We start from the raw sequence: 12,846 nt of genomic DNA, 5'->3' as shown, positions 1-12,846 counted from the left end.
CCTTCGCTTCCCATCACCGAAAGTTGAAACTTTCTCCCCCATCTGCCCTTTTCGTTGCGCGGTTTGGAAAAACGTGCTAAAATAGCTCTATTATTAAAATGGTTCATGTTGAAAACAAGAGGATTTGAGGGGTATTGTATCATGGAATTTTCCAAACGACTGGACTTGTTCGGCGACGAGATCTTCGCTGCACTGAACGAACGCAAGGTAGCTCTGGAAGCACAGGGCCGCACCATTTATAATCTGAGCGTCGGCACGCCGGACTTTGCGCCTGCCGAGCACATCCGCAAGGCCATGATGGATGCCGCTGCCGACCCGCAGAACTGGAAGTACAGCCTGCGCGACCTGCCTGAGCTGCTGGATGCTGTGTGCGGCTACTACAAACGCCGCTTTCATGTGGAGATCACCCCGGATCAGGTAGCCAGCTGTGCGGGCAGTCAGGAGGGCGTGGGCCACATTGGTATGGTGCTGTGCGACGAGGGCGACACCGTGCTGCTGCCCACTCCCTGCTACCCGGTGTTCATTGCGGGCAGTCTGCTGGGCGGCGCAAAGCCGTGGTATTACCCGCTGACCAAGGAGCACGGCTTCCTGCCTTATGTGAAGGACATCCCGGAGGATGTGGCCCGCAAGGCAAAGTATATGATCGTCTCCCTGCCCGCAAACCCGGTGGGCAGCGTCGGCTCCCCGGAGCTGTACGCCGAGCTGGTGGCCTTTGCCAAAAAGTATGACATTCTCATCATCCACGACAACGCCTACAGCGACATTATCTTTGACGGGGCCGTGGGCAACAGCTTCTTCAATACGCCGGGTGCCATGGATGTGGGCGTGGAGTTCTTCAGCCTGTCCAAAAGCTTCAACGTCACCGGTGCCCGCATCAGCTTTCTTGTGGGCCGGAGGGACGTGGTAGCCGCCTTTAAAAAGCTGCGCGGCCAGATCGATTTCGGCATGTTCCTGCCGGTGCAGAAAGCCGCCATCGCCGCCCTGACCGGCCCTCTGGACATGGTAAAAACGCAGTGCGGCCTGTACCAGCAGCGCCGCGACGCTCTGTGCGGCGGCCTGCGTTCCATTGGCTGGAATGTGCCGGACAGTCACGGCAGCATGTTCGTGTGGGCACCCATCCCGGCAAAGTACGCAAAGAGCATGGACTTCTGTCTTGACCTTGTGGAAAAGAGCGGTGTGCTGTGCACGCCGGGTTCCAGCTTTGGCCCGCTGGGCGAAGGCTACGTGCGCTTTGCCCTCACCCTGCCGCCGGAGCGCATTGCCGAGGCGGTGCAGTCCATCAAGGCAAGCGGTATCCTGAACTAAAAAATAACGGGAACGTCCATGCGGCGTTCCCGTTTTTTATGCGTTCACAATATTCTCTCCCGCGCCATCCAGCCATGTGCGCAGGTTGTTTGCAGTAATATCCATCAGCCGCTGCAGGGCTTCGTTGGTGGCCCACGCGATGTGCGGTGTCAGCAGGGCATTCGGCAGGCCGCGCAAAGGGCTTGCCTGCGGCAGCGGTTCAGTGCCAAAGGCATCGGCACCGTAAAAGCCAAGCTTCCCGTTTTTCAGCGCATCGGCCACGGCCTGCTCGTCCACCAGTGCACCGCGCGCAGTATTCAGCAAGATCATGCCGGGCTTTGCCTTGGCAAGGGTGGCCGCGTTGATCAGCCCCTGTGTTGCAGGTGTTGCCGGGCAGTGCAGGCTGAGCACATCGCTGCGGGCAAGCAGGGTGTCAAGATCCACGAACTCCACACCGTCGGCTTCGTACTCCGGCCGAACGGTGCGGGTGCACACCAACACCTCCATGCCAAAGGCCTTGGCAATGCGGGCGGTCTGCCGGCCAATGCTGCCGTAGCCATAGATGCCAAAGGTCTTGCCCAGCAGTTCCACCTGCGGCAGCAGACCGTAGGCCGCAGGCTCCTCGGTGCGCCAATGGCCGTCCTGCACAAGGCGATGGTAACGGTCGGCGCACTGGCAGATGGCCAGCAGCAGGCTGAAGGTCATCTGTGCCACACTGTAAGTAGAATAGCCAGGCACGTTGGCTACCGGCACGCCATGGCGGCGGCAGGCCTTCAGATCAAGGTTATCCGTTCCGGTGGCAATGATGCCCACCCACCTGAGCTTCGGGCACTGGGCCAGAACGGCTTCGTCGATGCGGCACTTATTCAGGAACACGATCTCCGCATCCCCGATGCGCGGCACCACCTCTTCCTGCGCGGTGCGCCCATAGCAGGTGATGTCCGGCACAAGCGCCTTCACACCCGACCAGTTCAGATCTCCCTGCTGTATGGCATAATCTTCCAGAACAACTGCTTTCATTTCAACTTCCTCACTTTCACATCATACGGGATACAGTGCCAGCACCGTGCCCTGCGGGCTTTCGCGACTTTCCAGCGCGGCATAGCCCCGAGCCAGCAGGATGGCAATGTGCACCCGGTCGGCCAGCGGGAGCCATACCGGCGGCACATTCTGCGCAAGGCACCCGGCCTGCAGCAGAAAACACGGTGCCAGACTGTCCAGCGGGCGGATAGCCCGCAAAGCAAACCCCTGACGCAGATACAGCGGGATCAGCTCTTCTGCCGCACATTCCACCACGGCCCACCGTGCCCGTTGCCGGGCAAGAAACTCCTGCCGGGCAGCAGCCGCAGCCAGCAGCGGTGCAAGGGTCTCGGCAGCATGGCCGTCCGGCCCGGCTGCCGGCGTCAAAAAATATCCGCCTGACGTGCGGTTCCAGCCCAAAAAGCGGCGCAGCGCAGCCGCCGCTGCCACATCGGCATCCATGGGCAGCAGGATGCACCCGGCTCCCGGCACACCGCGTGTACTGTACACGCCCCACACCTCGCCTACCGTCAGCATCCGCAGCACCTCGCTGCGCGGACGGTACACACTGCTCACTTCGCTCTGCGCCAGTCGGCAGAATTCCTCCGCCGAAAGCCGCCTTACCTGCCGCGTGCGCGGCGGGTCACAAACCTGGATCATTTGGTTTCCCCCATTCTTTTTCAGTATGCATCCAGCATACCGGACCGGGGACGAGAATCGGCGCGAAACAGGGCCGCTCTTTTTGTTTTACAGATCCAGCGTTACATCCTCGCTCAGCACCTGACCAATGGGCTTTGCAATGCACAGGTCGGCTTCCGCATCTGCCCCGGTGGGCTGCATGTTGATGACCACCAGATGGTCGCCCCGGAAGTACCGGATCAGTCCTGCCGCCGGGTACACCACAAGGCTTGTGCCGCCGATGATCAGGGTATCCGCATGGCGGATGGCGTTCACCGCGCCGGACAGCACCTCCTCGTCCAGCCCTTCTTCATACAGCACCACATCCGGCTTGACGATGCCGCCGCACTCGGTGCAGCGGGGCACACCGGTGCTGTTGGCAATGAAATCCACATCGTAGAACTTACCGCAGCGGGTGCAGTAGTTGCGCAGGGTGCTGCCGTGCAGCTCGTACACCGTGCGGCTGCCCGCCGCCTGATGCAGGCCGTCGATGTTCTGGGTGACGACCGCTTTCAGCCTGCCCTCCCGTTCCAGCTTTGCCAGCCGCAGGTGGGCCGCGTTGGGCTTTGCCCCCTTCACGATGAGCTTATCGCGGTAAAAACGGTAAAACTCCTCCGGGTTCTCCTCCCAGAAGGTATGGCTCAGGATCGTTTCCGGCGGGTAGGCGTACTTCTGATGATAAAGTCCGTCCACACTGCGGAAGTCCGGGATGCCGCTCTCGGTGGAAACGCCCGCCCCGCCAAAGAACACGATGCTGCTGCTTTTGGCAATGATCTCTTCCAATGCCTGTACCATAACAAAAAACGCCCCTTTCGCCGGATGTACATTTGTGTTAAGATAGCTTCAGTATAACACAAACTCACAGGAAAGGAAGCGCAACTTTTGAACGTCTGGTATGTGAACAGCATTCTGGGAACCTTCCGGCTGGAAGAGGAAAACGATGCCATCTGCGGGCTGACCCTCTGCCCGGACGGAGTGCCGGAACTGGAACCGCTGCCCCGCAAGGTGTGCGAGACACCGCTTTTACAGGAAGCCGAGGAGCAGCTGAACGAATATTTTGCCGGGGCGCGCAGGGAATTCGATCTGCCGCTGGCCCCCAAGGGCACCCCCTTCCAGAAAGCCGTCTGGGCCGAGATGAACAAGATCCCCTACGGTGAGACCCGCACCTACGGCCAGCTGGCCGCCGCTGTTGGCAAACCCAAGGCCAGCCGTGCCGTGGGCGGTGCCTGCCACTGCAACCCCATCGCCATCTTTCAGCCCTGCCACCGGGTGGTGGGCAGCACCGGCAGGCTCACCGGCTACGCCTATGGCGTGGAGATGAAGCAATATTTGCTGGAGTTGGAACAGCAGGAGTAATTTTATGATCGGAATGCCCTCCGCGTTCGCTCTGGGCATTTTCAGCGGAAAATTTATTTTTATATTTGTGTTTCAGAAAAGCCTGCGGGCTTTTCTGAAACACTTTTTCACCGTAGGGTCGCTGTGGGAAACTGCATAATACACAAAAGAGCCATTGCACATTCATTTTGTGCAACGGCTCTTTATTTTTCACTCCGTTTTACTGTGCACTGTAAATGCTGCCCATCGTCCAGGAATTATCCGCGCTGTACTTGGCGTGGTTGCGCAGGTAGGTGACCCACGCGCCGTAGCCGTTGCCTGCAGAGAGATGCACGCCATCCGGCGCTGCAAGCATCTCCTTCAGGTTGCCCTCGCCGTCGGCAAGGGTCTCCCACAGGTCAAGGTAAACGCATCCCTTGCTGGCGGCCAGCTGAGCCAGCTGCTCGTTCACACCGCGCAGCACATCCGATGCAAGGCCGGGCTTTTCGGCAGCTGCCGAGGGTCGCACCGGCGGGATAGACTGCACGTAGATCACGCAGTCCTCGCCCAAAGCCTCGCGCAGCATATCCAGCATCTGGCCATAGTAGGCAAGGAAGCGGTCCGAAGCGCCCAGCGTGGTGAGGGTGTTAGTGCCCAGCAGGATATACAGCTTCTTGGGCCGGGCAGCGGCCAGCACATCCAGCGCTACCTCCTGCCCGCGGGTGGGGCTTTTGACTGCGCTGCGGTTCACAATGGCATCCGGGCCAACGCCGGTATAGCCGCAGATGAGTGCCCCGTCCAGATTGATCTGGTAATCCGAGAAGCCCACCGTCAGACTGTCGCCCAGAAAGGCTGCGTCCGCAAAGTAGCTCAGGTCCACCTGCCCGCAGCTGGGCTGGCGGATGACGCTGGCATCATAGGCTTTGACGGTGTAGGCCCCAGCGCTCTGCTTTGCAGGGCCAAAGTTCTCCAGTGTGACGGCCTGCCCACCGGTGCTGCCATCCTGTGCAGCACTGCTGCTGTCCGCTTCGCCCTGCATGGGCAGCGGTGCCAGAATGTTCTCGGCAATGCCGCTGGCGTTGGTAGACGGGGTATCGTCCGCGCCCTCTGCGCCCTTTTCCAGAATGGCCGTGATGGCGTAGGATACCAGCAAAATGGCGACCACTGCGCCCAGAAAGCGCAGCTTGCCGCTGACTGTACCGTGCCGTGCCCGGCGCGGCGCAGAATGATACTCGTGTGAAATGCCCATGGTTTTTCCAGCTTTCTCCATTTTTCCCGCACAGAAGGGGGTTTTATCCGCCCGGGGCTGTGCGTTTTTTATTTTATCATAATTTTTTTGCCTGTGCAACCAATTAGGTCTTGCATACAACAGGCAAAACAGGTACAATAAGGATGTGGTAATTTTGCACATTTTACAAAAGGGTGTGCACATGCCGCAAACTTTTTTGTATCACTTGCAGCATCCGGTTTGTTTGCCGCACGGTCTGCGGGCAGTGCAGGGCCTTTAGACCAAACCCCACTCTGGCGGCGCGGAAGCCGGAACCTGCAGCGATGTACAAATGATAAGAATGAAATTTGCAAAAGGAGGTACTCATGGCCAAGAATGTGATCATTGGTCAGAGCGGCGGCCCTACCGCCGTGATTAACTCCAGTCTGGCAGGCGTGTACAAAGCCGCCTGCAGCCTGGGTGCAGACAAGGTGTACGGCATGAAATACGGCATCGAAGGTCTGCTCAAGGAAGAAATGCTGGAGCTGAACGTCCTGCTGGACGACCGCATGAGCATTGAACTGCTCAAGCGCACGCCTTCCAGCTACCTTGGCAGCTGCCGTTACAAGCTGCCGGACCCGGATGTGGACTCCACACCCTTCATCAAACTGTTCACCCTGTTTGACAAGTACGACATCTGCGCGGTGTTCTACATTGGCGGTAACGACTCCATGGACACCATCGCAAAGCTTTCCCGCTACGGTGAGCGCGTGGGCAGCAGCGTGCGGTTCATCGGTGTGCCCAAAACCATCGACAACGACCTGTGCCTGACCGACCACACCCCCGGCTACGGCTCTGCCGCCAAGTACATTGCCACTATTTTAAAGGAAGTCATCCGGGATTCCTCCGTGTATGACATCCGCAGCGTGACCGTGGCCGAGATCATGGGCCGACATGCGGGCTGGCTTGCCGGTGCGGCTTGCCTTGCGGGCGGCGACGACTGCGAAGGCCCGGATCTGATCCTGCTGCCGGAGGTGCCCTTCGATCAGGACAAGTTCCTTGCCAAGGTGGACGAGCTGCAGCGCCGCAAGTCCAATGTGATCATTGCGGCCAGCGAGGGCGTAAAGACCGCCGACGGCACCTATCTGTGCGATCTGGTGTCCACCGCAGGCCAGCTGGATGCCTTTGGCCACAAGGCCGTGCTCAGCGGCACCAGCCGTTATCTCTCCGACCTCATCCACGACAAGCTGAACTGCAAGAGCCGTGCCATCGAGTTTTCCACCCTGCAGCGCTGCGCCAGCCATCTGGCCAGCCGCACGGATGTGAACGAAGCCTACGCTGTGGGCGGTGCCGCAGCCGCAGCCGCCTTTGCGGGCGAGACCGGCCGCATGATCGCGCTCAAGCGCATTTCCGCTTATCCCTACCAGTGCATCACCGAGTCGGTGGATGTGCAGCAGGTGGCAAACCTTGAAAAGAAGGTGCCGCTGGACTGGATCAGCCCCGACGGGATGCAGGTGACTGCTGCCTTTGAGGAGTATGCCCGCCCGCTGATCCTGGACGAGGTGACCCCCGTCTACGTCAACGGCACCCCGCGCCATATCCGTCTGTAATCCCTTTTCCCGCGTCTGTTTTCGTGCATCCTGCACGTAATATTATATTGCCGAAACAGAAAAACAAAAAAGGAGAAATCATCATGGGTAAAAATGCAATCGTTGGTCAGTCTGGCGGTCCTACTTCCGTCATCAATGCAAGCCTTGCAGGCGTATTTGAAAGCTGCAAGAACCGCGGCGCAGAGATCGTTTACGGTATGTGCAATGGCGTTGCCGGTTTGCTGGAGGAGCGGGTGGTGGATCTTTCCACCGTGCTGACGGACGATCTGGACATCGAGCTGCTCAAGCGCACCCCGTCCAGCTTCCTCGGCAGCTGCCGCTACAAGCTGCCGGACTGGCATGAGGACGAGACCGTCTACAAAAAGCTGTTCGCCATTCTGGAAAAGCTGAACATCGGCTACTTCTTCTACATCGGCGGCAACGACTCCATGGACACCATCGGCAAGCTGGCCGAGTACGGCGAGCGCATCCAGAGCGACATCCGCTTTATGGGTGTGCCCAAGACCATCGACAACGACCTGATGGTCACCGACCACACCCCCGGCTACGGCTCTGCTGCCAAGTACATCGGCGTGGTGATGAAGGAGATCATCCGCGATGCCACCGTGTACGGCACCAAGTACGTCACCGTGGTGGAGATCATGGGCCGCAACGCCGGCTGGCTGACCGCTGCCGCCGCTCTGGCAAAGAGTGACGACTGCGAGGGTGTGGACATGATCTGCCTGCCCGAAGTGCCCTTCAATGTGGAACACTTCATTGAGAAGGTGCGCGTGATGCAGGAGAAGAAGCCCAGCATCGTGATCGCCGTTTCCGAAGGCGTGAAGCTGGAAGATGGCCGCTACGTCTGTGAGCTGGCCGACGATGTGCACGCAGTGGACGCTTTCGGCCATAAGGCCCTGACCGGCACCGCACGGTATCTGGCAAATGTGGTGGCCCGCAATCTGGACACAAAGACCCGCTGCATCGAGCTTTCCACCCTGCAGCGCTGCGCAGGCCATCTGACCAGCCGCACCGACATCACCGAAGCCTATCAGGTGGGCGGTGCTGCTGCCAAGGCTGCCTTTGAGGGCGTCACCGGCCAGATGGTGGCCCTGAAGCGCATCTCCAACAGCCCGTACCAGTGCACCACTGAGCTGCACCCCATCAGCGAGGTTGCAAACCTCGAAAAGAAGGTGCCGCTGAGCTGGATGAACGCCAACCACACCCAGATGACCGATGAGTTCCTGGCTTATGCCCGCCCGCTGATCCAGGCCGAGCTGACCCCGCTGTACATTGCCGGTCTGCCCCACCACATCTACATGAAGAATCAGAAGTGATCTCTCCTGCATTGATTTTTCTCAAGGCATGATGAAAGCCCGTCCGAGTTTTAGGCCCGGACGGGCTTTTTGCATTTCGGTATTCTCCGCTTTAGAACATCAGACCGCTGCGCCGACTTTGGGTGCGCCGCCTGCGATTTCCTCTGCCGTCAGAGGCTTTGCCTCCACCGGGGCATTCAGGCGCTCCTTGGCCACGGCCAGCATCAGCTTGATGCGGTTCTCCTGATTGACCTTGGTGGCGCTGGGGTCGTAATCGATGGGGGTAATGTTGGCACTGGGGTACAGGGCGCGGATCTTGTTCACCATGCCCTTGCCCACGATGTGGTTGGGCAGGCAGCCGAAGGGCTGGGCACACACGATGTTGCCGTAGCCGCCCTGCACCAGCTCGATCATCTCGGCAGTCAGCAGCCAGCCCTCGCCCATCTTGGCACCCAGCGAAATGATGCCCTTGGGCTTTTCCACCAGCTCCTTGAATGGGCCGGGGGCGTAGAAGCCTGCGTTGGCCTCAGCCTTGAGCATGGCGCGCTCGATGCCGTCCAGCCAGTTCAGGAACTGGTCAATGCCGATCTTCACAGCCAGCTTGCCGCCGTACAGCACATGGTCCTCGCCCATGTTGAAGGCGCAGTACTGCACAAAGCCCATCAGGCCCGGGAAGTTCACCTCGCAGTCCTGACTTTCGAGGAACTTCTGCAGGTCGTTGTTGCCCAGCGGGCTGTACTTGACATAGATCTCGCCCACAACGCCCACCTTGACCTTGGGCACTCGGGTAACGGGGATGGCAGCAAAGTCCTTTGCGATGAGGGGGAAGGTGTGCTTCATCTCCCCGGCGGTGTAGCCCTTGCCTGCCAGCAGCACGCGGCCCAAGCGTTCCACCCACAGGTCTACCATCTTATCGGCAGCCCCCTTCTCGTTCTCGTAAGGTGCCACCTGATTGCGCAAAGCGCACAGCATATCGCCGTAGAAGATGCAGGCCAGCGCACGGCGGGCCAGCGGCAGGGTCATCTGGAAGCCGCTGTCCTTTTCCAGACCCGAGAAGTTCAGGCTGGCCACCGGGATCTGCGGATAGCCCGCCTTGACCAGTGCCTTGCGCAGCAGATGAATGTAGTTGGAGGCACGGCAGCCACCGCCGGTCTGGGTGATGAGCAGCGCAGTATGCTCCAGATCATACTTACCGCTGTTCAGCGCATCCAGAAACTGACCGATGACCAGCAGAGCCGGATAGCAGGTGTCATTGTGGACGTATTTCAGGCCCAGCTGTGCCACGGCATTGCCGCAGTTGCCCAGAATTTCGCACTTGTAGCCGTCGTAACGCAGGGCGTACTCCAGCAGGCGGAACTGGGTAATGGCCATGTTGGGGATGAGGATGGTGTGGGTCTTCTTCATCTCCGGAGTAAATTTGGGATAATTGTATTCCATAGGTTCCTCCTATGTTGCTTTCTTAAAAAGCTTTTTGCTCTATCTCTATTTTATTCTGCCTTTTCTGCGGCTACCTCGTCCCGCTCATCCAGAGCGGCGAACAGACTGCGCAGACGGATGTTCACGGCACCCAGATTGGTGATCTCGTCGATCTTGAGCTGGGTGTAGAGCTTGCTGCCCTCCTGCAGAATTTCGCGGGTCTCGTCGGTGGTGATGGCATCCACGCCGCAGCCGAAGGACACCAGCTGCACCAGATCCATATCCTTCTGGGTGGTGCAGTACTTGGCGGCGGCATACAGGCGGCTGTGGTAGGTCCACTGGTTCAGCACACTGGTGGGGAACTTCTGCACTCGATTGGAGATGCTGTCCTCGGTAACAACGGCAGCACCGTGGCGGGTGATGAGGCGGTCGATGCCGTGGTTCACCTCGGGGTCCACATGGTAGGGGCGGCCTGCCAGCACGATGATGCGCTTGCCCTGACGGCGGGCTTCATCGATGATCTCGCTGCCCTTCACGCGGATCTTTGCCATGTGGGACTCGTATTCCGCATAGGCGGCATCCGCTGCGGCCTGCACTTCCTTCTCGGAGATACCGCCAAAGTACTTGGGCAGGATGTTCTTTGCCATCTTGTGCACAAAGTCCTTCGGGCGGTGGATGCCCACATAGTCATAGATGAACTTGGTGCCCTCCAGTTCCGGGCAGTTGCCTGCCAGAACCTCGGGGTAGTAGGCCACCACCGGGCAGTTATAGTGGTTGTCGCCCAGTCCCTCGTCCACATTGTAGGTCAGGCAGGGATAGAAAATAGCGTCCAGCTGCATCTGGCTCAGGGCCTTGATGTGGCCGTGGCTCAGCTTTGCCGGAAAGCAGGCGGTATCGCTTGGGATAGTAGCCTGACCGGCGAGGTACAGGCCGCGGCTGGACACCGGGCTGGTGTGCACGGCAAAGCCAAGCTTTGTCCAGAAGGCCCACCAGAAGGGCAGCAGCTCGTAGAAGCCCAGACACAGCGGGATGCCGATGGAGCCGCGCTTGCCGGCCACAGGCTTGTACTCGGCCAGAAGCTGCTGCTTGTAGGCGTAGAGGTTCAGGCTGTCGTCGGCACTCTTGCCGGTCACAGGCTTATCGCAGCGGTTGCCGGAGATGTACTTGCGGCCATCCGCAAAGGTGTTGACGGTAAGCTGGCAGTGGTTGCCGCAGCCGCCGCACTTGACGCTGACCACCTTCTGTTCAAAGGCTTCCAGCTCCTGCCGGCTCATCATGCCGGAGGCGGTACGGTGGGCCTTGCTGCTCTGGCGCAGGCCGAACAGAGCCGCACCGTAAGCGCCCATCAAGCCGGCAATGTCCGGGCGGATGACCTCCACGCCCATCTCTTTTTCAAAGGCGCGGAGCACGGCTTCATTATAAAAGGTACCGCCCTGCACCACGATCTTGCGGCCCAGCTCTTCCGGACTGGATGCGCGGATGACCTTGTACAATGCGTTCTTGACCACGCTGATGGACAGACCAGCCGAGATGTTCTCGATGCTTGCGCCGTCCTTCTGGGCCTGCTTGACCGAGCTGTTCATGAACACGGTGCAGCGGCTGCCCAGATCCACCGGGCGGTCTGCAAACAGGCCAAGGCTTGCAAATTCCTTCACGTCATAGCCCAGTGCCTGTGCAAAGGTCTGCAAAAAGCTGCCACAGCCGGAGGAACATGCTTCGTTCAGGAAGATGTTGCTGATGGCACCATCTTCGATCTTAAAGCACTTCATATCCTGACCGCCGATGTCGATGATGAAATCCACATCCGGCATAAAGTATTTTGCAGCGGTAAAGTGAGCCACCGTTTCCACCAGACCGTAATCGCAGCGGAATGCGTTCTTCACCAGCTCTTCGCCGTAGCCGGTGGTGGTCACGCTGGCCACCTGCAGGCCCGGGTGCTCCTTGTAAATTTTCAGCAGCTGTTCCCGGATGAGGGGCAGCGGGTTGCCAAGGTTCGGTTGATAGTTGGTGTAAAGGATCTGGCTCTTCTCGTCCACCACCACCAGCTTGACGGTGGTGGAGCCGGAGTCGATGCCGATATGCACCGGGCCGCACTGCGCGCTGAACGGCACACGCGGCACACTGTGGGACATGTGGCGGGCGTGGAAGGCCTCGTATTCCTCCTTGCTGGCGAACAGCGGCGGCTCGCTGGCGTAGGTGGCAGTGGCAGCATACTGATCCAGCGCATCGGCCACCTCGGACAGAACAAAAGCCTTGTCGGCATAGAGGGCAGCGCCCAGTGCCACATACAGCAGGCTGTTCTCCGGGCAGGTGCCGGTCACGTTCAGCGCTTCGTCAAAGCTCTTGCGCAGCACGCTGCTGAAGGTGAGCGGGCCGCCCAGATACAGGATATTGCCCTTGATGGGACGGCCCTGTGCAAGGCCTGCAATGGTCTGGTTGACCACAGCCTTATAAATGCTGGCAGCAATGTCCTCAGTGCGGGCACCCTGATTGATCAGGGGCTGCACGTCGCTCTTGGCAAACACGCCGCAGCGGGACGCAATGGTGTAGGTGCGCTGTGCATTCTCTGCTGCCTTGTTCATCTCGTCGGCACCCATTTTCAGCAGGGTGGCCATCTGGTCGATGAAGGCACCGGTGCCGCCGGCACAGCTGCCGTTCATGCGCACCTCGGTACCGTTGGTCAGAAACAGGATCTTGGCATCCTCACCGCCCAGCTCGATCACGCAGTCGGTGGCAGGCACAAAGCGCTTGACCGCCACGCGGGTGGAGAACACCTCCTGCACAAAGGGCACGCCGCAGCTGTCGGCCAGACCCATGCCCGCCGAACCGGAAATACTCAGCAGCGCCTTCTGACCGTGCAACTGCTCGGCATCGATGCGGCGCAGCAGCTCCTGCGCCTTTTCCAGAATATGGCTGTAATGCCGTTCGTATGTAGAATACAGCAGCGTATCATGTTCATCCAGCACCACACACTTGATGGTGGTACTGCCGATGTCAAGACCTACTCTCACGTTGTTTTCCT

The 12,846-nt window shown here is 59.5% G+C and carries 10 protein-coding genes; 4 read left to right on the top strand and 6 right to left on the bottom strand.

From position 1 onward, the window contains the following. Positions 1–141: 141 nt before the first annotated feature. Positions 142–1,305, top strand: a complete 1,164-nt coding sequence (locus tag MTP41_RS13840; RefSeq protein ID WP_044953423.1) for a pyridoxal phosphate-dependent aminotransferase — start codon at positions 142–144, stop codon at positions 1,303–1,305. Positions 1,306–1,341: 36 nt separating this feature from the next. Here MTP41_RS13840 and MTP41_RS13835 read toward each other — a convergent pair whose 3' ends face one another. The 3 genes from MTP41_RS13835 to MTP41_RS13825 form a co-directional block, all read right to left on the bottom strand. Then, a complete protein-coding gene (locus MTP41_RS13835; RefSeq protein ID WP_249235754.1) occupies positions 1,342–2,304 on the bottom strand; it encodes a D-2-hydroxyacid dehydrogenase in 963 nt (320 codons plus the stop codon). A 21-nt stretch (positions 2,305–2,325) separates the two neighbouring features. Further along, entirely contained in the window at positions 2,326–2,964 is a 639-nt protein-coding gene (locus tag MTP41_RS13830; RefSeq protein WP_249235753.1) for a hypothetical protein, read from the bottom strand. 87 nt (positions 2,965–3,051) lie between these two features. Further along, positions 3,052–3,777: an NAD-dependent protein deacylase gene (locus MTP41_RS13825; RefSeq protein WP_097774769.1), complete on the bottom strand. Its 726-nt coding sequence runs from the start codon at positions 3,775–3,777 to the stop codon at positions 3,052–3,054. Between the two features lie 87 nt (positions 3,778–3,864). Between MTP41_RS13825 and MTP41_RS13820 the strand changes: the two genes are divergently transcribed. Next, positions 3,865–4,338, top strand: a complete 474-nt coding sequence (locus tag MTP41_RS13820; protein ID WP_249235752.1) for a methylated-DNA--[protein]-cysteine S-methyltransferase — start codon at positions 3,865–3,867, stop codon at positions 4,336–4,338. 199 nt (positions 4,339–4,537) lie between these two features. Here MTP41_RS13820 and MTP41_RS13815 read toward each other — a convergent pair whose 3' ends face one another. After that, positions 4,538–5,545: a GDSL-type esterase/lipase family protein gene (locus MTP41_RS13815; RefSeq protein WP_249235751.1), complete on the bottom strand. Its 1,008-nt coding sequence runs from the start codon at positions 5,543–5,545 to the stop codon at positions 4,538–4,540. A 344-nt stretch (positions 5,546–5,889) separates the two neighbouring features. Between MTP41_RS13815 and MTP41_RS13810 the strand changes: the two genes are divergently transcribed. Both MTP41_RS13810 and MTP41_RS13805 read left to right on the top strand, forming a co-directional pair. After that, positions 5,890–7,113 carry a 6-phosphofructokinase gene (locus MTP41_RS13810; protein WP_005939849.1) on the top strand — a complete coding sequence of 408 codons (1,224 nt, stop codon included), beginning with the start codon at positions 5,890–5,892 and terminating at the stop codon, positions 7,111–7,113. 83 nt (positions 7,114–7,196) lie between these two features. Next, positions 7,197–8,429 carry a 6-phosphofructokinase gene (locus MTP41_RS13805; RefSeq protein WP_097781973.1) on the top strand — a complete coding sequence of 411 codons (1,233 nt, stop codon included), beginning with the start codon at positions 7,197–7,199 and terminating at the stop codon, positions 8,427–8,429. Between the two features lie 99 nt (positions 8,430–8,528). On the opposite strand, the gene MTP41_RS13800 is transcribed toward MTP41_RS13805, so the two are convergent. Together MTP41_RS13800 and MTP41_RS13795 are read right to left on the bottom strand one after the other, a co-directional pair. Next, positions 8,529–9,845 (bottom strand): 2-hydroxyacyl-CoA dehydratase, encoded by a 1,317-nt coding sequence (locus tag MTP41_RS13800; RefSeq protein ID WP_256466452.1) that lies wholly within the window; start codon positions 9,843–9,845, stop codon positions 8,529–8,531. 50 nt (positions 9,846–9,895) lie between these two features. After that, entirely contained in the window at positions 9,896–12,835 is a 2,940-nt protein-coding gene (locus tag MTP41_RS13795; protein ID WP_256466451.1) for an acyl-CoA dehydratase activase, read from the bottom strand. Positions 12,836–12,846: the final 11 nt, after the last annotated feature.

Source organism: Faecalibacterium sp. I4-3-84, assembly GCF_023347255.1.
Lineage (GTDB): Bacteria > Bacillota > Clostridia > Oscillospirales > Ruminococcaceae > Faecalibacterium > Faecalibacterium taiwanense.
This window is presented reverse-complemented; position numbering and strand designations above follow the sequence as displayed.